This is a genomic window from Stieleria sedimenti, from assembly GCF_025060895.1.
GTDB lineage: Bacteria > Planctomycetota > Planctomycetia > Pirellulales > Pirellulaceae > Stieleria > Stieleria sedimenti.
This window is the reverse complement of the sequence record NZ_JANZKV010000036.1, coordinates 11,801-34,945: the sequence shown is the minus strand read 5'-3', so window position 1 is coordinate 34,945 and position 23,145 is coordinate 11,801. Positions and strand designations below refer to the sequence as shown.

Sequence of the window (23,145 nt, the reverse complement as noted above, 5' to 3'; positions counted from 1 at the left end):
ACACCAACACTCATGCCCGCGGCATTCGGTTTTGGTACCAGCCCTTTTTATTGCGGCACCATTGGTGGGTATTATTTTCGATGGTTAGCCCGGCAAAATTGCTGGCGTGTTCCACCCAGATTAAGTCTTAGGGTTAGAGCGATTGGACTTCTTCTTCGGAACCGTTTTCTTTTTCGGGTCGCCGGGCCGCTGCGGGGATGGTGCATCGGACCGTCGGACCAGTTTTGCGGTCGGCCGTTGGTTGGCTTTGATTTCTGCGACGTGGTTGTCGTACGCCCGCTGCAAGCGAGCGACGACGTCGGGATGGTCCGCGGCCACATTGGTGGTTTCGCCGATGTCGGCCAACGTGTCGTACAGCTGGACGGGACCCGGTGACGGTTTCCACGTCGCGTTGTCTCGATTCTGTCTGCCCTTGCCTTCGGGCCAGGGATAGTACTTCCACTTGCCGCTGCGTACCGTGCCCGGACCGTGCATCAACACGTACGCTTGGTGGGGGCTTTTGGCGCCGTCGACGCCGCTCATCAAGGGCCAAATGTCTTTTCCGTCGATCTTTCGCTGCGGCAGCTGGCCGCCGCATAATCGGGTCAGCGTCGGCATCAGGTCGATCGAAGCGGCCACTTCCGAGCACACCGAACCGGCGGGAATGTTTCCCGGCCACCACATCAACGTCGGCTCGCGAATGCCGCCGTCGTAAACACTTCCTTTTTTTGCCCGCAATGGGAGGGACGATCCCACGGCGGCACCATTGTCGCTGGTGAAGACGATCAGTGTGTCGTCTGCGATGCCCGCCGCTTGGACGGCCTTGAGAATCTCGCCGACCGACCAGTCAACTTCTTCAATCGCATTGGTGATCAATTCGTTGTCGGGATCATCAAACGCTTCGGACACCGCCAGCGGAAGATGCACCATGGTGTGGGGCAGGTACAGAAAGAATGGATTGTCTCGATCCTGGTTGATAAACCGAATCGCCTCTTCGGTGTAGCGCCGCGTGATGGTGGTCTGGTCGGCGGGATATTCGACGACTTCTTCGTCCCGCAGAATCGGCACAACGTTTTTTGCTTTGTGACCGGCCTTGACTTGTTCCAAGGTCACTCCGTCGCGAAGCACGATATCTTCTGCCAGCCGATTGGCCGGATCGATCCACATGTCGTTGCTGTAAGGAATCCCCCAGTACGAATCAAATCCCTGGTCGGTCGGCAGGCACGGCGGCAGGTGCCCCAAGTGCCATTTGCCGACGCAAGCGGTGTCGTACCCGGTCGCCTTGAGCATGTCCGCGAGGGTGACTTCATCGGGATGCAGTCCACGGTCGGAATTGGGAAACAGCACCGCGTTCATGCTCAGTCGCTGGTAGTGGCAACCCGTCAGAAGCGCCGTCCGCGAACCCGAACAGACCGCACAGCCGACATAGAAGTTGGTGAACTTCATCCCTTCGGCAGCCATTTGATCCAGGTTCGGCGTCTTCGGAACGGTGGCGCCGTTGAAGCCGACGTCGCCGTAACCCATGTCGTCAATGAAGATCACGATCACGTTCGGCCGTGGCGGATCTGCGGCAGTCGAGAGACCGCCGAAAACAGCAACGGTCATGGCTGCGCAAGCGGCGATGCAGTGGCGAGTCGAGTTCATGGTTCTGATTTCGGGTGGTTTGAGCAGATTGGCCGAATCGCGGAGTCAGGTGGAATACGTTCAATGCTACTCGAAACCCGCGTCGTGCGTTTCATCGTCATGCATGATAGCCGCCGCCGCGGGGGGCGGTTAAAGTGTTGCTCCCTCGCTGTACATTAAAGCTGTGCATTGAATTTGTGCATTGAATTTGGCCTGTTCACCGATTCAGGCGCGAACCGACTGTTTTACACTTTTGGGATCTCACCATGATGATTGCTCGACGTTTGTTCTGCGGCTTTGCCGCGTTGTCACTTTGTTTCATCGCATCGACCGCCTCGGCCGAGGACGGCAAGTGGGTGTCCTTGTTCGACGGCGAAACGCTCGACGGCTGGGAAAAGGTCGGCAATGAGAAGAGTGTTTGGAAAGTCGAAGACGGCGCGATCGCGGGCTCCGGACCGCCATCGATGTTGGTCAACACGACGGGACCCTACAAGAATTTTCGCTATCGCGCCGAAATCAAGATCAACGACGGCGGAAACTCCGGGCTGTACTTCCGCACCACGCGGAAGCCGGGATTCACCGATGGCTACGAGGCACAGATCGACAGCACGCACACCGATCCGATTCGCACCGGATCGATCTATGGGATGTGCCACGTCTACAAGCAGCACGTCAAACCCGGAACCTGGTTCACCTATGACTTGGAAGTCCGCGACGATGTCTGGCGTGGACGCAACATGACGCGGATCAAAGTCACCGTCGATGGAAACGAACTGTACGAGTACTTGGATTTTGATCTGACCTTCAAAGAAGGCCACTTTGCGTTCCAGCAACACGACCCGGGCAGCAAGGTTCACATTCGGAACGTCGAAGTGATGGAACTGCCGTAGGCCATCGCTTGTCCCCAGGCTGAGCCCTACGCCGTGAACGACTTTTTAGCGGTAGGGCGCGAGCGGGCTGTGGTTTTTGTGAGCCGCGACGCGTAAGCGGCCGGGCACAGCGACGTTGCCCGAGGCCTGACGGCCAACGGCTCACCATTGACTCAGCAGATCCAGACTAAAACGACAGCCCGCGAGCCCTCCGGCGTGTTGGCAAAGATGCACAAGCCGGAGGGCTTGCGCCCTGCCGCTAAAACCTCGTCCAACACAGGAAATAAATCGTTCACGGCGTAGGGCTGAGCCTGGGAACGAGTTAACGTGGGATAGGCTTCCAGCCTGTCATTGCGAAGACGACAGGCTGGAAGCCTATCTCACTTTCATTCCCCCCGTCCCTCCTACCCACCCCTCCCATGCGACCCATCGTCCAAATCTCCCTCGACTTGACCAACATCGACGAAGCACTCGAAACCGCTCATCTGGCCATGCGGGCCGGGGTGGATTGGTTGGAAGCCGGCACGCCGCTGATCTTGGCCGAAGGATTGCACGGGGTGCGAGCGTTGCGGGAGGCGTTTCCCGAGACGCCGATCGTGGCGGATCTGAAGACGATGGACGGCGGCTACTTGGAAGCCGAAATGATGGCCAAGGCCGGTGCGACGCACGTCGTCGTGATGGCTCGCGCCCACGAAGAAACCATTCGTTGCGTCGTCAAAGCCGGTGCGGATTTTGGCTGCAAGGTGATGGGGGACAACATGGTTTGCGAAGACATGGTTGCCGGAGCGAAGTGGCTCGAAGACCTCGGCTGCGACTTTGTGATCCATCACATCGGTTACGATGAGCGTCGCGGCATTGCGGCCCGGGGGCTGCGGATGCCGAGCCCGCTGGACCAGCTTCGCGAGGTCGTTGGTGCGGTCAAAATCCCCGTCCAGGCCGTCGGCGGACTGTCACTCGAACAAGCCATCGAATGTCCCAAGTACGGGGCGCCACTGGTCGTCTTGGGTGCCCCGCTGACGATCGATGCCGATGCCTTTAAAACGGCCGACGGGGATTTGGAAGCTTCGCTGAAATTAATTTGCGACGCGGTTCATGCACAAACCGTGGAATAGACTTCCCGGCTCGCCATCTCGATCCCGACAGCCTGGAAGGCTATCCCAGCTCAGGAAAGTATCAACATGAAATCAGCCGCCGTCGTCAACTTCGCCCCCGAACCGGAATCGGTCGAATTGAGGGAGATTGACCGACCGTCGATCGGCCCCGAGGATGTTCTGCTGGAAGTCGCCAACGTCGGCGTCTGCGGCAGCGACCTGCACCAATGGACTGCCAATCATTCCTGGCCGGTCAACTATCCGGTCGTTCTGGGCCATGAATTCGGGGGACACATCGCCGAACTCGGATCAGCGGTCGAGGGCTGGAAAGAAGGCGATCGCGTCGTCAGCGAAACCGCGGCGATCATCGACCAGCAAAACCCGATGACCCGCCGCGGGCTGTACAACCTGGATCCGACCCGCAAAGGGTTTGGGTACGGTGTCGATGGCGCGATGACGAAGTACGTTCGCGTCCCCGCCCGAATCCTGCACAACGTGCCGGATTCCTTGGCATTCGAACACGCTTGTTTAACCGAGCCCTGCTGTGTGGCCTACAACGCCGTCGTTCGAAACGCACGGATCGAACCCGGCGATCGGGTCATCGTGCTGGGGCCGGGAACCATCGGCATCCTGTGCGCCGCGATGGCTCGTCTGTGCGGTGCCGAAGTTGCCCTGGTCGGTTTGGAATCGGATCGGCGGCGACTGGAAATCGCCCAAAAGCATTACGGGTGTGAAGGCATCGTCGGCGATGCGAGCCGATGGGCACGTCAGCGCGACGGCTTGGGTTGCGATGGCGTGATCGATGCGGCCGGTGCAAGTGCGACGCTGAAGATTGCGATGGATGTGGTTCGACCGGCAGGTTGGATCAGCAAGGTCGGCTGGGGGCCGCAGCCGCTGGGCTTTAATCTGGATCCGCTGGTTCAAAAAAATGTCACGCTGCAAGGCAGCTTCAGTCACAACTGGCCGATCTGGGAACGCGTGCTGGCGTTGCTGACCAGCGGCCAACTGGATGTTCGACCGATCATCGGAGGCGTCTGGCCGATCGATCAGTGGCACGAAGCGTTTGAAAAGATGCACCAGGGCGAAGTCGTCAAATCTGTGTTGAAACCCGTTTGAGAATCATCATGCCGAAACTTGCCGCATTCCCCAAAGCCTACATGCAGGCGCTTTGCAAAGACGGCTCGATGACACTGACCGAGTGGTTCGAGCTGGCAACCACGCTGGACATCGACGGTCTGGAGTTTTACGCCGGTTTTTTGGAGCTGGCCGATCCCGCGAATTGGCCCGTGCTGCGAAAGCAAGTCGAAGAGCTGGGCATGAGCATTCCCATGCTCTGCTGTTCGCCCGACTTCACCCACCCCGATGCCGCCTTTCGTGATGCCGAGATCGCCAAACAAAAACGTTGGATCGAGATGACCCACGCGCTCGGCGGAAGCTTCTGTCGCGTCCTCAGCGGCCAACGTCGGCCGGAGCTGACCGTGGAGCAGGGTATTCGGCTTGCCGCCGACAGCATCGCTGCCTGTCTGCCGCTGGCCCAACAGCACGGCATCACGTTGATCTTGGAGAACCACTACAAGGACGATTTTTGGGAATACCCCGAGTTCGCCCAGGCGATGGACGTTTTCTGTGCTCTGGTCGCAGCAATCGATCACCCCAATTTCGGAGTCAATTACGATCCCAGCAACGCGTTCCTGGCCGGCGACGATCCGATCGAATTGCTCAAGCGAGTTTCCGATCGCGTCGTCACGATGCACGCCAGCGACCGTTACCTGATCGAGGGAACGCTGGAGGACTTGCGGCGTGAAGAAGGCGGCGCAGTCGGCTACGCCAAACGGCTCAGCCACGGCGAAATCGGCAAGGGCCTGAACGACTACGACGCGATCTTCAGCGAACTGGCCGGCAAGGGATTTGACAGCTGGATCAGCATCGAAGACGGCGTCGACGGGATTGATCAATTGCGTCGCAGCGCCGATTTCCTGCGCAACAAGATCGCCCAGCATTGGCCCGGCGGCTGACCAGCGACAGCATCAACTCGTTCCCCGGCTCCGCCCTACGCCGTGAACGATTTTTTAGCGGTAGGGCGCGAGCCCTCCGGTGTGTTGGCAAAGATGCGCAAGCCGGAGGGCTTGCGCCCTGCCGCTAAAACCTCGTCAAACACAGTCTCTCGCCATCGCTAAATTTCTGCCGAATCGATTCTGCGATGGACCATCGATGAGCATGGCGCGGTTGGGTATCAAAAACACAATTGACATCAGCCGATTCGCGCAAGCGTTCGGGCCTCGTCAACAACGGAGGGCCCGTAGGCTGGCGCCAAACGGCTGATCCCGAGAAGCCCTAAAGGAATGGAAACTGCCAAAATCCTGCGAATGAATGCACGTTTCCACCGCGAGATTTTGCGCAGCCCAGGCGGAGCTTGGGAACAAGTCGGGTAGAGACTACGACAACACGACTCCGCGGAGCTCAATGGTCCGCAGGAAGAGCATTCGACCGAGCAAGCCCGGCTTGAAGCGGTGATCGAAAAACGGAAAGCGTCCAGGTAGCCGCTTGACGTCTAGGTAAACGGGGAAGAGAATGCGGCGTCCAGCTTGCGATCCGCAGGCCCATCCCACCTTTCCACGTTGTTCGTCTTGTGATGTTCGACGTCTTGCCCCAGTTTCTTCGGCAATCCCTCGCTCAACACTTCGCCATCGCAAGTGTCGGATCTCTTCGTCCATGAACGAGGCCCCTCGGAGTTTTCACTCTATGAAGTGCTACGGTAACGGTCTGTCCCGGCGGGGCGTGCTGCGCGTCGGGTTTCTCGGCGGTTTGGGCCTCTCGTTGGCCGACATGCTTCGGTTCGAAGCACTCGCCGAGCAAAAACACTACGAAAGCAAAGAGGGGACGGCGAAATCCGTCATCTTTCTCTTTCTGCCCGGCGGCATGGCTCACCAAGAATCATTCGACCCCAAGCCTTACGCGCCGGTTGAATATCGCGGCCCGATGAACTCGATCGAGACGAAGGTCGCCGGGGTGCGTGTCAACGAACTTTGGAAACAAACCGCAACGGTCGCCGACAAACTCGCGATCTGTCGCTCGATGACTCATGGTGAAGCGGCCCACGAACGGGGCACGCACAACATGTTTACCGGTTACCGGCCCAGCCCCGCGCTGTCATACCCCAGCATGGGCAGCGTCGTCTCGCACGAATTCGGCCCCAGGCATGATTTGCCACCCTACGTTTGCGTTCCCAACCAGCCCAACGAATTCGCCGGCACCGGGTACCTCAGTTCGTCCTATGCGGGGTTCAGCTTGGGCGCCGACCCCGCCGCGGCTGACTTTCGCGTACGCGATCTGAACCTTCCCGGCGGAGTGGACGGGAATCGTTTTACGTCCCGCCGAGATTTGCTGGACGTCGTGAACTCGGGTTTTCGTCAGCAGCAGGCATCCGATTCACTCGACGCCGTGGACACATTCTATCAACGCGCCTACGCGATGATCAATTCGGACAAGGCGCGCGAGGCGTTTGACATCAACAAAGAAGACGACAAAGTCCGCGACGAGTATGGCCGCAACGATGCCGGTTCGCGGTTGTTGTTGTGCCGGCGATTGGTCGAATCGGGCGTGCGATTTGTAACGACGACCTACGGCGGCTGGGACATGCACGACAACATCCTCGGTGGCATCCAAGGCCAGGTTCCCAAGCTCGATCAGGCCTACGCGACGTTGATCCGCGACCTGGATCAGCGGGGGCTGTTGGATTCAACGATGGTCGTTCTGGCGAGCGAGTTCGGCCGAACGCCAAAAATCAACGCAACGGCGGGCCGTGATCACTGGCCCAAGGTATTTAGCGTGGTCATGGCCGGTGGCGGCATCCGCCCCGGCATCGTCTACGGATCCTCCGATGCGACGGCCAGCGAACCGAACGAAAACCCGTTGGACGTCGCCGACTGGGCCACCACGATTTATCACTGCATGGGCATCAACGCCGACAAGGAGTTGATGGCCCCGGGCGATCGCCCGATCGAAATCGTCGACGGCGGCACCGTCCGCAAGGATCTGATCGCCTAGCAAGGGCCTGCGAAGCCCTAGTTCCCAGGCTCCGCCTGCCGACTCCAGAAAGTATGCCGGCAGAGCCGGCCAGCCATCGCGTTCCCAGGCAGAGCCTGGGAACGAGTCGCGTGAACTGACAGGCCGGAAGCCTCTCCCACTGATTACTTCACCGGAAACTGTGCATGTCCATTTTGTGCCGAATTCTCGTCGCGCTGGCGATCTTCAGCGGCGTCTCGTTGTGTGGCGTCTGCCCAGCCGCGTCGCCGCGACTGACCAGCGTCACCCCGCGGGGGATCCAACGGGGGGCGGAACATGAATTGACGTTCAACGGGTCCAGCCTAGCTGACATCCAAGGCGTCTTGTTCTACGACAGCGGCCTGGAGGTGTTGGAAGTCAGGGGCGAAGGCAACAACGCCAAAGTCAAAGTCCGCGTCGCACCGAACTGTCGCTTGGGCGAACACGTCGCGCAGGTGCGAACGGCCACGGGCATTTCGGACTACCGCACCTTGTACATCGAGGATTTGCCGGTGGTCGACGAAGTGGAACCCAACAGTGACTTCAACACGCCGCAAACGATCACGCTAGGGCATGTCGTCAATGGAAGCATCACCAACGAAGACGTCGACTACTTTTCGGTGGATGCCAAACAGGGACAGCGGATCTCGGTCGAAATCGTCGCGATGCGATTGAGCACCGCGATGTTCGACCCGTACGTCGCGATCCTGGACGAAAAACGATTCGAGCTTGCGACCAACGACGACACCGCACTGGCGTTGCAAGACGGCTTTGCGTCCATCATCGCTCCCGCCGATGGAACCTATTTCATCGAAGTGCGTGAAAGCGCTTATGCAGCCGGCAACCATTACCGACTTCACGTCGGCACCTTCCCGCGACCCAAGGTGCCGTTTCCCGCCGGGGGAAAGATGGGCGATGAAATCGACGTGCGTTTCCTGGGAATGCCTGCCGGTGAACTGACCAACAAGGTTCAACTGCCCGCCAATCCGGTTACCGATTTCGGAGTCTTTGCCGAAGACGAAGGCGGCGTTTCACCCACGCCCAACCCGTTCCGGTTGTTTGAGCATGCAAATGCGTTCGAACAGGAACCGAACGACGAAATCAGCCAGGGGACACCGGTCGAATTGCCGCTCGCGTTCAACGGCATCATCGAAACCGCCGGCGACGTCGATTGCTTCAAGTTCACCGCCAAAAAAGGACAGGTTTACGAGGTGGAGTGTTTCGCGCGACGCATTCGCTCCGGGCTGGACCCCGTGCTGAATCTTTACTTCGCCGACGGACGCCACCTCGCCGGCAATGATGATTCGCGAGGTCCCGACGCCTACCTGCGGTTCACCGTTCCCGAAGACGCAGAATATGTGATTCGGGTGAACGACCACCTGGGCCGCGGCGGTCCCGATTTGGTCTACCGGATCGAGTTTCAAGCCGTTCAGCCAGCCCTCACGCTCGGTATTCCCCGCAACGAACGCTATGGGCAGTACCGTCAACAGGTCTTTGTGCCCAAGGGGAACCGATTCGGCACCTTGATCACCGCCAATCGGATGAATTTTGGCGGCGACCTGGTGTTGCTGGCCGAACACTTGCCCGCAGGACTGACGATGCATTGTGATCTGATGCCGGCAAACCAAAACACGATGCCCGTTGTTTTCGAAGCCGCCACCGACGCACAACTGAGCGGCGCCTTGATCGACTTTCTCGCCAGACACGCCGACCCGAACCAGCCCATTCGCGGCGGATTCGTCAATCGTGCCGACTACCTGATCGGCGAACCCAATCAATCCCTCTACCGCTGGAAAGACGTCGACAAACTTGCCGTGGCAGTTGTCGATGAAGTGCCGTTCCGGATCGAGATCGAGGTACCCAAAGTGCCGCTGGTTCGAGACGGATCGATGAACTTGAAGATCATCGCCCACAAAAAGGAAGGCTGGGACGAAGACATCCAAGTCCAATTGCCCTACCGCCCACCGGGAGTCGGGGCCGGCCCGAGCGTCAACCTGCCCAAGGGGCAAACGGAAGTCCTGTATCCGATCAACGCCAACGGGGCGGCCGAGATCAAGAACTGGAAGGTGTTTGCCCTGGCGACCTCGCAAGGGATGTGGGCGTCATCGCAATTGACGCCACTGGAGATCACAGACGCCTACGTTCGTTTCGAGTTGCAGCGGGCGGCGTGCGAACAGGGCAAAGAAACGTTGTTGCTGTGCAAGCTGAATCACGCCACGGCATTTGAGGGAGAGGCGAAGGCGGAGTTGGTCGGCATGCCGCCCAAGGTCGGGATCGAACCCATGTCGTTTTCCAAAGACACGACCGAGTTGACATTCAAGGTCACGACCGAAGGCGACAGCCCCGTCGGAAAACACACGCTGTTTTGCCAAGTGACCATTCCGCAGAACGGCGATGCGATTGTCAGTCGCGCGGGGAACGTTGAACTGCAAATCGACGTTCCGCTTCCGACGCCGGTCACCCAACCTGTCCCCACACCGACACCAACGCCGGAGGCAACCGTCCAGACTCCGCCTGAACCGGCCAAGGCTCCCGAGCCGCCGCCAACCAAACCCCTCTCACGATTGGAAAAACTGCGGCTGGCCGCTCAGCAACGCCAAGAATCACGATCCGAACAGCCTTAGCGTCGCCACCGCCAATCTCCACCACCACTCATCCTCCAGCCCTTTCGGATGCAGTCGCGAACCCTTGTCATGAAACCACAACCCTACCTCGCTTTGGCCGCGTTGATCGCCGTCGTCACCGCATCGCCGGCGGTCGAGCCCGCGAGTTTGACCGAGACGCGTGTTCCGGTCTCGATACGCGTCTATCCGCCGAACATCGATCTGACGACCGCGCGAGATCATCAATCGGTGATCGTCCAGTCCGTGTTTGCCGATGGCATCACGGAGGACGTCACCGACCAGACAACCTTCTCGCTCGGCGACGCCACGCTGGCGCGGCTGGAGTCCAACGTGATCTATCCGAAAACCGATGGTTCCACCGAATTGAAGGTTGAGTATGCGAGTCACCAGACAGTTCTGCCGGTCGTGGTCAAGGACTCGGGCTCTCTACCGCCGGTCAGTTTCAAACTGGATGTGATGCCAATCTTCATGCGAGCCGGCTGTAACACGGGCAGTTGTCACGGCGCGGCACGGGGAAAAGACGGCTTCATGCTCTCGCTGTTCGGTTACGATCCCGACGGCGATCATTTTCGCTTGACGCGGCAGTTTCCCGGCCGGCGAATCAATTTGTCGCTTCCGGAAGAAAGCTTGTTGATCCAAAAATCGATCGGATCCGTTCCCCACACCGGCGGCAAACGATTCGCAATGGAAAGCGAATATGCCCAAACATTGCTGCGGTGGCATCAGGCCGGTGCGGCAAATGATCCCGGCGAAGTTCCCCGGGTGACGAAAGTGGAAGTGTTTCCGGAAACCGCAGTGTTGGATGGTGAAGGCACGACGCAGCGTGTCAGCGTCCGCGCCCACTACGCCGACGGAACCGATCGCGACGTCACGTCGCTCGCGTCCTTTCTCTCCAATAACGACAACTCGGCGCCGATCTCCGCCGACGGCATGGTGACCGCCGCCAATCGGGGCGAGGCGTTCATCATGGCCCGCTTTGACACCCATACGGTCGGATCTCACGTCATCGTGTTGCCCAAGGCACTGCAGTTCCAGTGGAACGATGCCAAAGATTTCAACTACGTCGACACGCACATTCACGCGAAACTACGCAAGCTGCGGATCAATCCCTCGGACATCTGCAGCGACGAAGAATACTTGCGTCGGGCGACGCTGGATATCGTCGGAATGCTTCCCACGATCGAAGAATACGAGCGATTTGTGGCCGACGACGATCCGAAGAAACGCGACAAGTTGGTCGATGAACTGCTAGACCGCAAAGAGTTCGTCGAGCTGTGGGTGATGAAATGGGCCGAGCTGCTGATGATTCGTACCACGCAGCAGATCGCCTACAAACCGATGCTGCGGTATTACAACTGGCTGCAAGAGAAACTGGCCGCCGAAGTCCCGATCGACAAGATGGTGCAAGAATTGCTGAGTGCCAGCGGCGGCACATTCGAAAACGCAGCGACCAACTATTACCAGATGGAAACCGATCCGCTGAAGGTTTCCGAAAATGTCGCTCAAGTGTTCATGGGGATGCGCATTCAGTGTGCCCAGTGTCACAATCATCCCTTCGACCGTTGGACGATGGATGACTACTACAGCTTTGCGGCGTTCTTTTCACAGATCGGCCGCAAGCAGGCCGAAGATCCACGCGAAACCATCGTCTTCAACAGCGGCGGTGGTGAGGTGAAGCATCCCGTCGATGGCCGTGTCATGGCGCCCAAATTCCTCGGCTCCGAAGCGCCGGATGTCGCCGGCAAAGATCGGCGTGCCGTGATGGCCGATTGGCTGGCGTCCAAGGACAACCCCTACTTCGCGCCGAACCTCGCCAACATCGTTTGGAATCATTTCTTCGGCAAAGGGATCATCAACGAAGTCGACGATGTGCGGGTCAGTAATCCGCCGGTCAACGCGGAATTGATGGCCGCGCTGTCGGAATCATTCATCGAATACAACTATGACTTCAAGCGGTTGGTGCGCGACATTTGCACGTCACGAACCTATCAGTTGAGCACCGCGACCAACGAAACGAACAAGCGTGATGATCGCAATTTCTCTCACGCTTCGCTGCGCCGGATTCGTTCCGAAATCCTGCTCGATTCGATCACGCAAGCGACCGACACCAAGAACAAATTCGCCGGACTTCCCTTGGGTGCCCGGGCCGTTCAGATTTCCAACGGCAACACCAGCACCTATTTCCTGACATCGTTCGGCCGGGCAACCCGCGCCAGTGTCTGTTCCTGTGAAGTCCAGATCGAACCGAATCTTTCACAAGCCCTGCACCTGCTCAACGGGGAAACCGTCGGCGGCAAAATCGGCGAAGGCAAACTTGTCGAGCGGCGATTGGCCGAAGGCAAACAACCGGCAGAGATCGTTGACGAGCTTTATGTCCGCTGCCTGACACGCAAACCCACCGACATCGAAAAACAAAAACTGGGCGAAGCGATTGCCACCTCGCCGGACGTCAAAGTGACCCTGGACGACATCTTCTGGGCGCTTTTGAATTCACGAGAGTTCGTGTTCAACCACTAAGATGACCGCAATGATCAAGTTACGACGACTGTTTCTGCTGACCCTGATTCTGCCGGTTTCGCTTCCCGCGAATGCCGAAGAGAAGAAGCCGCCGGTCATCACCTTTGACGACCATGTTCGCCCGATCTTTGCACAAGCATGCGCGTCGTGTCACAACCCGGATAAGAAAAGCGCCGACCTGGACCTGACCAACTACAGCGCCCTGATGCAAGGCGGTGCGTCCGGCGAAGTGATCGAACCGGGTGACGCGTCGGCCAGCTATTTGTATGCCCTGGTCACCCACCAGGACGAGCCGTCGATGCCGCCGGAATCGCCAAAGATTGCCGACGAGAAGATCGAGACGCTGCGCAAGTGGATCGATGGCGGCGTCCTCGAGAATGCGGGAAGTTCGGCCAAAGCGGCCAAGAAAAAGAAGTTCGACTTGGCGCTGGCGGCACCGTCGACCGCGCGTCCAGAAACCGTGCCCCTGCCGGCGCGATTGAGTCTACAACCCGTTTTATTTACGCCCGACCGAACCGCGATCGACGCCCTGGCGACCAGTCCCTGGGCACCGCTGGCGGCCGTCAGCAGTCAAAAACAGGTATTGCTCTACCACACCGAAACACTCGAACTGCTCGGCGTGCTGCCGTTTCCCGAGGGAACGCCGCGGGTTCTAAAGTTCAGCCGCAACGGCCGGCTGTTGCTGTGCGGTGGCGGTGTGGCCGGAGCCAGCGGGCGGGTCGTCGTTTGGGATATCCCCAGCGGCCGACGAATCATCGAGATCGGCGACGAATTGGATGAGGTCCTGGCCGCCGACATCAGTTCCGATCAAACCCTGATCGCGCTCGGTGGACCGCAACGCGTCGTCCGCATCTACGCCACCGAGACAGGCCAACTGTTGCACGAAATTCGCAAACATACCGATTGGATCACCGCGTTGGAATTCAGCCCCGATAGCGTGTTGCTGGCCACGGGTGATCGCAACGGTGGTTTGCAAGTTTGGGAAGGCTGGACGGGCCGCGAGTATCTGACCCTGAAAGGTCATACCGCGGCAGTCACCAGCGTTTCCTGGCGCAGCGATTCCAACCTCCTGGCATCCAGCAGTGAAGACTCGACGATTCGTCTCTGGGAAATGGAAAACGGCGGGGCCGTAAAGAATTGGGGCGCACATGGCGGAGGAGCGCTGAGCGTCGAATTCACTCGCGATGGCCGCTTGTTCTCGTGCGGACGGGACCGGACCCCGAAAACCTGGGACCAAAATGGAACCCAGCAACTCGCGTTTGAAGCGTTCGGCGATTTGGCGTTGGAGGCCACTTACTGTGACGAGACCCACCGCGCGATCTCCGGCGACTTCAGCGGCGAAATCCGCGTTTACGATTCGACCGACGGCGCGCGATTGGGTCAGTTGGTGAGCAACGCGCCGTTGCTGGAGACGCGACTGAAGCATGCCAACGAGTCGCTGCTGGCAGCCCAATCGGAATTCAAACCGATCTCAGAGGTTTACCTGACTGCTCAGTCCGCGCTGCAGCAGATCAGCACCGAAATCGCCGCTGCGCAGAAGGTCGCCGTCGAAGCGAAACTGGAATCGGATCGTGCGGCAACCGCGTTGGCCGCCGCTCAGGCGACGATGACACAGGCGGCCAATGAAAATACGGTCGCCAGCACTGCGGTCGACGCACTTTCCATCAGCGTACCGATATTGAAGGAGGCGGCCGAAAAGGCCGCCGCCGCCGCGGCACAGTTGCCCGATGATGAAAACCTGATCGCCGCCGCCCAAACGATTCGCACGACCGCGGACACCAAGGTCAGCGAAATGACGTCCGCCAAGGGGATCGCGGCGACCAAATTCGCTGCGTTGCAGCAGGCCCAAAAAACGCTCGATTCGGCGCGACCGGTGGCCGATGAAACAGCCGCAGCGTCCGCCAGCGCGCGGCAGATCGAACAGACGCTGGTGGCAAAATTGACGCCCGCCGAAGACGCGTTCCACGTTGCCAAGCAAGCCCACGATCAGGCCGCCGCCGCTGTCGCATCCGCCCGGCAAGCCGTGTCGCGTTGGACTGCCGAAATCGAATTCGATCGCGAGCTGAAGATGCTGAACCAACAACGGCTGGACAGCGAGCAACAACTCGCGCTTCACGAAGCCCAACGCGCCACATCACAAGAAGCCGCGGACGTGGCACAGTCCAACGCCGATCAGGCGCGGGCAGAATTCGCCGCAGCGCAAGCGGAACTTGCCAAAAATGACGTCGATTACAAGACCGCCATCGCGGCGATGGAAGCCGCCAAGGCCGCAGCGACCAGCGCGACCGAAGCCAAGCAAACCGCCGCGGCAGGTGTGGAAACGCTGGATCAGCTGATCGTCAAACTCAACGATGCGGTGACCAACGCCGAGCAGGCGTTGCAACTTGCCAGTGATGATGCGACGTTGATCGCCCTGGTCAGCCAATTGAAAACGGCTGCCGCGGAAAAGACGAAACAACTGGAGGCCGATCGAGCCGATTTGGTGGCAAAAACGGAGGCCGAACAGCTCGCGATCGTTGGTGTTGCCGAAAGCGAAGAAAGGGCATCCGGCTTGTTGACGATGCAGCAATCGCTGAAACAGAAGATTGCCGAGGCCACCGCGATGGTCGCGGCATTGGAAACGAAAACCGCCGACGCGATCCAAGCGGTCCGCGTCGACGACGAACGTGTTTCGGAATCCCAATCCAACCTCGCTAAGATCAATCAAACGATCGCAACGCTGCAAGGCCTTGCGATTTGAATTTAGCCTTGCGTTTGTCGAGCGGACGAAGGTCAGGCTGTAGCTTGCGGAACGATGATTCAATTACTGGGCCCACGGATAGCAGCGCGAACCCACGGATTTCTTGCACCCTGTCATCCGTGGGTTCGCGCTGCTATCCGTGGGTATTCTTTACGATGGGCATCCCGATAAAATTGCTGGAGAGTTGTAGACCGACTTGACTTGTTCCCGGGCTCCCGCCATGGGAACACTCTGGACGCCAATCGCACCAGCGGTTTCACGCCAGCGGCGTGCCACAACAAAGCTTGGGGTCGCGTTAGCGCACCCCAAGATCCGGTCACCATCCGGCCGCCAACCCCAACGGGGTTGAACAGAACAACATAGTTCGCCGATTCAAGCCGCCGTTTTCGCCGGCAGATCCGGCGACGGTGGCAAGCAGGATGCTTACCCCACTTTAGATCAGCGAAGCGATCACGAGGGCGACGACGCTCATCAGTTTCAGCAGGATGTTCAACGAAGGACCCGACGTGTCTTTGAAGGGGTCGCCGACGGTGTCTCCGACGACGGCTGCCTTGTGAGCTTCGCTTCCCTTGACCAACATCTGGCCGTTCACTTCGTAGCCTTCCTCGATCATCTTTTTGGCATTGTCCCAGGCACCACCGGCGTTGGACTGGAACAGCGCCATCAAAACGCCGCTGACGGTCACCCCGGCCAATAACCCGCCCAACATCAACGCGTTGGTATTCCCCGCCAACCCGAACAGTTTGGGCAGGAAACCGAAGCCGACGGGAACCAGCACGGCGACCAGACCGGGAACGATCATTTCGCGAATCGAAGCACGCGTGGAGATCGCGACGCACTTGCCGTATTCCGCTTTTCCATCGGCGGCTTGAAAGATTTCCTGGTCGGCTTGTGACCACGCTTCGAATTCTTTCCCGTCGTTGTCATTCATGACTTTTAAAGCCGCCTTCAATTCAGGGATGTCCTTGAACTGCCGGCGCACCTCTTCGATCATCCGCATCGCGGCGCGGCCGACGGCATTCATCGACAGCGCCGAGAACAAGAACGGCAACATGCCCCCGACAAACAGCGACGCCATCACGAACGGATTGGTAATGCTGATCGCCAAGATGGGCGTTTCGACGTGCGACGCGTTGTACGCGGTGATGTAGGCGGCGAAAAGCGCCAATGCGGTCAACGCGGCCGAGCCGATCGCGAATCCCTTTCCGATCGCCGCGGTGGTATTGCCGACCGCGTCCAGTTTGTCGGTTCGTCCCCGAACCTCGGCGGGCAGTTCTGCCATTTCCGCGATCCCACCGGCGTTGTCGGAGATCGGTCCGTAGGCGTCGACGGCCAATTGGATGCCGGTGTTGGAAAGCATGCCGACCGCGGCGATCGCGATCCCATACAGACCGGCCATCGAGTACGCACCGATGATGGCAGCGGCGATGATCAGGATCGGAATCGCGGTCGAGACCATGCCCACACCCAGTCCGGCGATGATGGTCGTCGCCGGCCCGGTGACCGACTGACGCACGATCGAGATGACCGGCCGCGTGCCCGTGCCGGTGTAATATTCGGTGATCTTTCCAATACCCAGACCCGCGGCCAGACCAAACAGAATGGCAAAGAACACGCCGCTGCTGGTGTAAACGAACTCGCCGGCACCTTCACCGACGGTCCAAGTGGCCGGCAGCATGAACTTGATGATCAGATAGGTCAGCAGCAATAGAATGGCCGCGGAGCCGAATTCTCCGTAATTCAAGGCGTGGTGCGGATTGCCGCCTTCTTTCACTTTCACAAAAAACGTCCCGACGATCGAAGTCAGAATTCCGACGCCGGCAAGGACCAACGGTAACAGGACGGCCGACAGCCCGCCGAACTCATCCAGGCCTGCTTCGTTAAAGACGGTGAAAAACGCACCGCCCAAGACCATCGTGCCGATGATCGAACCGACATAGGACTCAAACAAGTCCGCTCCCATGCCGGCCACGTCACCGACATTATCGCCGACGTTGTCCGCGATCGTGGCCGGGTTCAACGGATGGTCTTCGGGAATCCCCGCTTCGACCTTGCCGACCAAGTCCGCACCGACGTCGGCGGCTTTCGTGTAAATCCCGCCGCCGACCCGGGCAAACAACGCGATCGAGGACGCACCAAAGGAGAATCCCGTCAACACCGTGATGACGCGGGTGAGGCTGGCTTGGGTATCCAGGCCAAACATGCTGGCGTAAACCACAAACAGAATGCTCAATCCCAGTACGCCCAGCCCGACGACGCCCATGCCCATCACGCTGCCGCCGGCAAAGGCGACTTCCAGCGCTTTTCCCAAACTGGTCTTCGCCGCGTTGGTCGTCCGCACGTTCGCCTTGGTGGCCACCGTCATACCGATGAATCCGGCCAATGCCGAACAGATCGCGCCGGAGGCAAACGAGAGCGCAACCAACGGTGACGAAGACTCGCCCTGGGTGCTGCCGGCGTATCCCAGTAAGATGGCCACCCCGACCACAAACACCGCCAGGATCGAGTACTCCGCCTTCAGGAACGACATCGCACCTTCGGAGATGTTGGCCGCAATCCGTGCCATCTTTTCTCCGCCGACTTCCTGTTTCGTCACCCACGTGGTTTTCCAATAGGTGAAGACAAGACCGGCGACACCGAGCAGTGGAATCAAGTAGGAGATCCAGGGGATGCCGGCATCGGACAGACCCTCGACCGTTGAACCGGAGGGCGTCGACGTGGATTCGTCCACGGCTGTCGTCGTGTCCGCTGGGGAGGCCGCATCGCCGGTGTCTTGAAGTGCCAACGCCGTCACCGGCGAGAATGCCAATGACAATGCCCCGACGACACAAAGTGTGCGGAAAAGCGTGCGAAAGTGTGTGTCACAGGTGCACGGCCGAAACAAAGCTGCGATCAGAACGGTGACTGCGACGAAAACAATGAATTCCAACATGGTGTGTGTTCCTTCGTGACACGGTCAGACAGCGAGCGTGCTCGCGCTAGGTCGAGTGATAAACTGAAAGCGGTCAATTCTCAGCGCCAACATTATGGGAGAATCTATCAGAAACAGAAGCTCGACTCAGGCATCAACCGGGTCCTCGCACTAAAAAGAGAACGTCGCCCCGTCTGAGCGTCGAATCCGCTAACGCCTTGTCCGCTGATCACCTTGAAAACGGTGGGTGACCCAAGCGTTTGCCACGATGCAACAACTGTGCCACCGGCGGACGGACGCCACCGGCGGACGGACGCCACCGGCGGACGGACACGCTGCGTCACTTGGCCAACTCAACGGCCGCGTCACGAATTTGAGAAACATCGTCAAACAATCGCCAGCGATCCGCAGGCACTTGTTCAAACGCCGTTTGAAATCGGCCGTCCGTCCGATCAGATGCCGTGACATTGCGGATGAAGATCCCGGCGATCTGGTCGGGATAGTCGCGCGCCAGCTGGCCGTAAATCTCCGGGTCGTGTTCCCCCGAATCGCCGAGCAGAATAAATCGTCGCTCCGGAAACGAACCCAACAACGGCTCGATCGCGGCGAGTTTGGTTGCCCGCTGGGAGGAAAGTAAGCCGAGTCCGCTGGAATCGGTCAATCGAAAGTGCTTCAGGTGATAGGTGCCTTTCGGGAATCCCTGGTCAGCGAAGAACGACTCCAAGGGCTGATACAGTTGCCAAGGGCTGCCCGAGACATAGTGAAATGCAACGTCAACGTCAGCCAAATCCGCGTACAGCTCAGGCATGCCTTCCACCGCCCGAAAGGCTCGCGTGAACGTGTTTTGCAACAATTCAGACTTGTCAGTCACCCGTGAGTGCTTGATCGTGTCGTCGATGTCGGAGATCACCGAAACACCGCGTGGGGCGATCAAGTGAATGCGTCCGTCAAACGTCCTGGAATCACCAGCAGGCAGAACCGCTTTGACGTTCAAGACCCGGTTGGGCGGCCCGCCGATCTGCTTCGGATCGACACCCAATCCCGTGGCGCCGGAGACCAAAGAACGACGAAAATGACCATTGGCTGCGGAGACGCCCGCTGCAAATCGATTTCCGGCGAGATCGATGGTGACTGATTTGCCGCGTTCGTTGTCCACCAGAAACGGTCGGATTCGATCCGACAAAATCGCATCCTTGTCGATCTTGGCATCGCCACGCACCGTGGATTTCAGAGCCGAAATCAGCAGCCGCCGTTTGAACGAACTGTCTTCGGGTTCATACACCTTGCCGTGTACCTCAAACCGCCACACCTGAGTCTGTTCGTCAAAGCGACCGTAGGTCGGATAGAACAAAATCTCTTCGTCGGTGTTGAGGGTCGAAGGCGGCAGCGTGCCGGGTTCCGGTTCGCGACCGATCACCCACGTCATCGCAACCGCCACCGGGATGACGAACGCGAGGCTTTTGGCAGGTCTTGGCATGGGGAACTCCGTCGGAAACATCGAGAGACTGTCTATGCGAATCAGTGAGCCGTCTGGCGCGAGCCGACGGGCACTCACCTTAACGAAAGAGCCTCTCTCACGAGATGGATCATGCACATTTTGGCATTTCCGTGCACCTTTTAGAATTGGACAGCACACGGGACGGACCATGCACTGGCCGATTGCCTACACTTGCAGGGCCTGCACCGAAACGACTGTTGAAATTCAAATACGGAATGTGCGAAACGATGACATTTGCGACGAAACTCGTGATCGGCTGCCTGACAGCCCTCACAGCGACCACCCAGTGCAACCTCGCGTCCGCCGACCGGTGGTCGCAGTTTCGGGGCGACCAAATGGACGGGATCGCCCGCACGCAACATCCCCAACGCTGGAGCGAAACGGAGAACGTCCGCTGGTCGGTCGAGGTGCCCGGCGAGGGTTGGTCCTGCCCGGTGGTCTGGGAGAATCAGGTTTTTTTGACCGCGGCCGTTCCCGTGACCGAATCCGCTTCCACCGGACCGGAGGAATACAGCGGTGGCGGGGGCAGCCGGCGTGACGACTTGACCGGCGTGACGTATCGCTGGCAGGTGATCTGTCTCGACGCCACGACCGGAAAAGAGATTTGGCGACAAACCGCCCGCGAGGGCCGACCGACGATGGGACGGCACAGTTCAAACACCTATGCCACGGAGACACCGGCGACCGATGGCCGGCACGTCTATGCCTACTTCGGCATGACCGGGCTGTACTGTTTTGATATGGCGGGCAACAAGGTCTGGGAAAAAGACCTGGGCAGCTACCCGATGCGCGCCGGCTGGGGAACGTCCAGCTCGCCGGTGTTGTTCGACAACAAGCTGTTTCTGCAAGTGGACAACGAGCAGCAGTCGTTTCTGGTCGCGATCGACGCCCAAACGGGCGACGAAGTCTGGCGGGTCGATCGCGATGAGAAGTCGCAATACAGCTCTCCGATCCTCTGGAGCAACAGTCGGCGCAACGAACTGATCGTCGGCGGCATGCACTACCGTTCGTATGATCCCCAGACGGGAACCCTGTTGTGGAAGCTGGACATGGAGAAAGGCCGCAGCTCAGCGACTCCCTTGGCCGTCGGCGATCGACTGTACGTCGGAACGGAATACCGCAACCGGGGCGGTGCCGACGACGGCGGCGGATTCCTGTTCGCGATCAAGCCGGGCGGCAACGGCGACATCACGCCGCCCGCCGGCCAGTCACAAACCGAGCATGTGGCCTGGAAAATTGAGCGATCGGGCATTCAAATGGCGTCGCCAGCCTACTGCAACGGAAAGCTCTACCTGCTGGAACGACGCAGCGGAGTGATCCACTGTGTCGATGCCGAAACGGGCAGCACCGTCTATCGCTCCCGCGTGCCCCGAGCCCGAGCGTTCTGGTCTTCCCCTTGGACCGATTCAGATCAAGTGTACTGTGTGGACACCAGCGGAACGACTTACGTGTTGGCGACTGGCGACGAGTTGAACGTGCTCGGCACCAACGAGATCAACGAAATGACTTGGTCGACACCGGCGATCGCCGACGCCGCCGTCTACTTCCGCACCGCTTCGAAACTATATTGTATCGCCGCACCGTAACGCGACCGCGTCCCGCGTTGATGTTAGTGGCACGGCGCAAGCGGGGTGTCGTTTTTGTGAGCCGCGACGNNTAAATCGACAGCCCGCAAGCCCAATGCGATCTACTTTGAAGCCAAGCGGGGTGTTTTTTGTTAGCGGTAGGGCGCGAGCCCTCCGGTCTTTCACGGTGTTTTCGAAGCGCGACCGGACGGCTCGCGCCGTGCCGCTAACAGGTCGGGCTCGTGTTGGTCAATTCAAATATGGACTGAGATGACGCAGGACGCGTTTCGGGCTGACGATTCCCATCACCGTCCCATCGACCTTCAAGACGGGGACGTGGCGGTGTCCGGCAACGGCGATCCCCGCCAACGCCATCCCCACCGGGTCGGTTTCATAAACCACCGTCGGATCCGCCGACATCACTTCGCCGACGGGTTGATCGGCCAGTTCAACATAATTCTCGGCGACCTTTTCCAAGACGTCACGCTCGGTGAAGATTCCGACCAACGTATCGCCTTTGACGACCAGCAAACTGGAAACCTTCAATTCGCTCAGCATCTTCGTCGCCCCGCGAATCGAGGTGTCGACCGTTACCTGAGCACTGGGCGTCGATTGCATGTCATCGATCGCCTCTTCGGCCAACACGCGATGCAACTCGCTGCGGTATTGGGTCGGTTCGTAATTGCTGAGTGGATCTTCGAAATCGTCTGGATCCGATGGGGGCGTACCGTTCATTGTGTCAGGCTCCTTCGCGTTGCTGCATCCAAGGTGTATTGCCGAGTCGTTGCACCAAGACCTGTTGCGGGAACCGCTCGGCAAGGTACTCCGCGATTCCACGTTGTCCGGTCACTCCGATCAATCGGCCCTCGTCATCGGTCACAAAAACGAATCGCAGACCATCTCGCTCCACCGCGTCCCAAACACGCGAAACCGGATCGCTCGATTTGACCACCAGCAAACCGGCGTCGGTAAAATCGCTCACCGGATGATCGGCCAGCGAGAGGTCTCGTGCAAGCATGGCGACGAGTGACTGTTCGCTGAACAGCCCCGTCGGGGTGCCGCCCGGGTCGACGATGACCGCACATCCGAGTGACTTTTCGCGCATCAATTTGACCGCGTTCAGGGCCGTCGTGTCATGCTGCACGACGATTGCGTCCCGCAGGGGAAGGCTTGCCACGGTATCCTGCTCCAATTCGTCACGAAATCCCATCCGCTTCTCCTTGTTTCGTAGTGTTTCGCCCAATCTGGCAACTGCTTGACGCCCGCCGAACAGGGACCGCGGGCGCTCGTTGTGTGCGACAGTGTCACGGTCGTTGCGAAAGTGTGCACAAACGGGGTCCCCAGGGCGACCGCCTATTCCGGCGACGTGGGTAAAGTCATTCGCTACGGTAGCGCGCCGAACCAGCGGGCGCAGGTGCAAGATCGATGCCCGAATCGCGAAATCCCGAAACGATCCGCCGAATCGAGAGGAATCCGAATGATCTCGTCGATTGAGTGTGACGCAGTCCGCGGACCGTAGTACGACGTCCTTTCCCTGGTTCCCGGGCTCCGCCTGGGAACACACTGCCTCGGAGGCTCCCGCCTCCCGAGCGTGAGCCGCGTGTGGCAGAGCCACACCGTCCTCGCGTTCCAAGGCGGAGCCTTGGAACGAGTGGGCGGTCTCTCAAGCCCAATACCGCTAAGT

General features: G+C 59.3%; 14 protein-coding genes. 9 read left to right on the top strand and 5 right to left on the bottom strand.

Going from position 1 to position 23,145, the window contains the following annotated elements; translation table 11 throughout:
* Positions 1–120: 120 nt before the first annotated feature.
* Entirely contained in the window at positions 121–1,623 is a 1,503-nt protein-coding gene (locus tag NZK35_RS05310; RefSeq protein WP_259631556.1) for a sulfatase family protein, read from the bottom strand.
* 245 nt (positions 1,624–1,868) lie between these two features.
* Between NZK35_RS05310 and NZK35_RS05305 the strand changes: the two genes are divergently transcribed.
* The 8 genes from NZK35_RS05305 to NZK35_RS05270 all read left to right on the top strand — a co-directional run bounded on the left by NZK35_RS05305 (position 1,869) and on the right by NZK35_RS05270 (position 15,487).
* The gene (locus NZK35_RS05305) at positions 1,869–2,492 is read left to right on the top strand and encodes a 3-keto-disaccharide hydrolase (RefSeq protein ID WP_259631555.1); all 624 of its coding nucleotides are present in this window, start codon (positions 1,869–1,871) and stop codon (positions 2,490–2,492) included.
* A 398-nt stretch (positions 2,493–2,890) separates the two neighbouring features.
* Complete coding sequence (locus NZK35_RS05300) at positions 2,891–3,583, top strand: orotidine 5'-phosphate decarboxylase / HUMPS family protein (RefSeq protein WP_095737858.1); 693 nt, start codon at positions 2,891–2,893, stop codon at positions 3,581–3,583.
* Between the two features lie 66 nt (positions 3,584–3,649).
* Positions 3,650–4,678 (top strand): zinc-binding dehydrogenase, encoded by a 1,029-nt coding sequence (locus NZK35_RS05295; RefSeq protein WP_259631554.1) that lies wholly within the window; start codon positions 3,650–3,652, stop codon positions 4,676–4,678.
* Between the two features lie 8 nt (positions 4,679–4,686).
* Positions 4,687–5,577: a sugar phosphate isomerase/epimerase family protein gene (locus NZK35_RS05290; protein ID WP_259631553.1), complete on the top strand. Its 891-nt coding sequence runs from the start codon at positions 4,687–4,689 to the stop codon at positions 5,575–5,577.
* A 727-nt stretch (positions 5,578–6,304) separates the two neighbouring features.
* Positions 6,305–7,609 carry a DUF1501 domain-containing protein gene (locus NZK35_RS05285; protein WP_259631552.1) on the top strand — a complete coding sequence of 435 codons (1,305 nt, stop codon included), beginning with the start codon at positions 6,305–6,307 and terminating at the stop codon, positions 7,607–7,609.
* 164 nt (positions 7,610–7,773) lie between these two features.
* The gene (locus NZK35_RS05280; RefSeq protein WP_259631551.1) at positions 7,774–10,230 is read left to right on the top strand and encodes a pre-peptidase C-terminal domain-containing protein; all 2,457 of its coding nucleotides are present in this window, start codon (positions 7,774–7,776) and stop codon (positions 10,228–10,230) included.
* Positions 10,231–10,299: 69 nt separating this feature from the next.
* Positions 10,300–12,747, top strand: a complete 2,448-nt coding sequence (locus NZK35_RS05275; RefSeq protein WP_259631550.1) for a DUF1549 and DUF1553 domain-containing protein — start codon at positions 10,300–10,302, stop codon at positions 12,745–12,747.
* A 10-nt stretch (positions 12,748–12,757) separates the two neighbouring features.
* Positions 12,758–15,487 carry a c-type cytochrome domain-containing protein gene (locus NZK35_RS05270; protein WP_259631549.1) on the top strand — a complete coding sequence of 910 codons (2,730 nt, stop codon included), beginning with the start codon at positions 12,758–12,760 and terminating at the stop codon, positions 15,485–15,487.
* A 433-nt stretch (positions 15,488–15,920) separates the two neighbouring features.
* Here the strand turns inward: NZK35_RS05270 and NZK35_RS05265 are convergent, their stop codons facing one another.
* Positions 15,921–18,419 carry a sodium-translocating pyrophosphatase gene (locus NZK35_RS05265; RefSeq protein ID WP_259631548.1) on the bottom strand — a complete coding sequence of 833 codons (2,499 nt, stop codon included), beginning with the start codon at positions 18,417–18,419 and terminating at the stop codon, positions 15,921–15,923.
* Between the two features lie 319 nt (positions 18,420–18,738).
* A complete protein-coding gene (locus tag NZK35_RS05260; RefSeq protein WP_259631547.1) occupies positions 18,739–19,875 on the bottom strand; it encodes a phosphatidate phosphatase App1 family protein in 1,137 nt (378 codons plus the stop codon).
* A 248-nt stretch (positions 19,876–20,123) separates the two neighbouring features.
* On the opposite strand from NZK35_RS05260, the gene NZK35_RS05255 reads away from it, so the two are divergent.
* Entirely contained in the window at positions 20,124–21,482 is a 1,359-nt protein-coding gene (locus NZK35_RS05255) for an outer membrane protein assembly factor BamB family protein (RefSeq protein ID WP_259631546.1), read from the top strand.
* Positions 21,483–21,710: 228 nt separating this feature from the next.
* Here NZK35_RS05255 and NZK35_RS05250 read toward each other — a convergent pair whose 3' ends face one another.
* Both NZK35_RS05250 and NZK35_RS05245 read right to left on the bottom strand, forming a co-directional pair.
* Positions 21,711–22,196, bottom strand: a complete 486-nt coding sequence (locus NZK35_RS05250) for a CBS domain-containing protein (protein ID WP_259631545.1) — start codon at positions 22,194–22,196, stop codon at positions 21,711–21,713.
* A 4-nt stretch (positions 22,197–22,200) separates the two neighbouring features.
* The gene (locus NZK35_RS05245; protein WP_259631544.1) at positions 22,201–22,671 is read right to left on the bottom strand and encodes a CBS domain-containing protein; all 471 of its coding nucleotides are present in this window, start codon (positions 22,669–22,671) and stop codon (positions 22,201–22,203) included.
* Positions 22,672–23,145 lie beyond the last annotated feature (474 nt).

Excerpts from the sequence above, each read along its gene's own strand:
- NZK35_RS05310 (WP_259631556.1), bottom strand. The coding sequence starts at position 1,623 with ATGAACTCGACTCGCCACTGCATCGCCGCTTGCGCAGCCATGACCGTT.
- NZK35_RS05305 (WP_259631555.1), top strand. The coding sequence starts at position 1,869 with ATGATGATTGCTCGACGTTTGTTCTGCGGCTTTGCCGCGTTGTCACTT.
- NZK35_RS05300 (WP_095737858.1), top strand. The coding sequence starts at position 2,891 with ATGCGACCCATCGTCCAAATCTCCCTCGACTTGACCAACATCGACGAA.
- NZK35_RS05295 (WP_259631554.1), top strand. The coding sequence starts at position 3,650 with ATGAAATCAGCCGCCGTCGTCAACTTCGCCCCCGAACCGGAATCGGTC.
- NZK35_RS05290 (WP_259631553.1), top strand. The coding sequence starts at position 4,687 with ATGCCGAAACTTGCCGCATTCCCCAAAGCCTACATGCAGGCGCTTTGC.
- NZK35_RS05285 (WP_259631552.1), top strand. The coding sequence starts at position 6,305 with ATGAAGTGCTACGGTAACGGTCTGTCCCGGCGGGGCGTGCTGCGCGTC.
- NZK35_RS05280 (WP_259631551.1), top strand. The coding sequence starts at position 7,774 with ATGTCCATTTTGTGCCGAATTCTCGTCGCGCTGGCGATCTTCAGCGGC.
- NZK35_RS05275 (WP_259631550.1), top strand. The coding sequence starts at position 10,300 with ATGAAACCACAACCCTACCTCGCTTTGGCCGCGTTGATCGCCGTCGTC.
- NZK35_RS05270 (WP_259631549.1), top strand. The coding sequence starts at position 12,758 with ATGATCAAGTTACGACGACTGTTTCTGCTGACCCTGATTCTGCCGGTT.
- NZK35_RS05265 (WP_259631548.1), bottom strand. The coding sequence starts at position 18,419 with ATGTTGGAATTCATTGTTTTCGTCGCAGTCACCGTTCTGATCGCAGCT.
- NZK35_RS05260 (WP_259631547.1), bottom strand. The coding sequence starts at position 19,875 with ATGCCAAGACCTGCCAAAAGCCTCGCGTTCGTCATCCCGGTGGCGGTT.
- NZK35_RS05255 (WP_259631546.1), top strand. The coding sequence starts at position 20,124 with ATGACATTTGCGACGAAACTCGTGATCGGCTGCCTGACAGCCCTCACA.
- NZK35_RS05250 (WP_259631545.1), bottom strand. The coding sequence starts at position 22,196 with ATGAACGGTACGCCCCCATCGGATCCAGACGATTTCGAAGATCCACTC.
- NZK35_RS05245 (WP_259631544.1), bottom strand. The coding sequence starts at position 22,671 with ATGGGATTTCGTGACGAATTGGAGCAGGATACCGTGGCAAGCCTTCCC.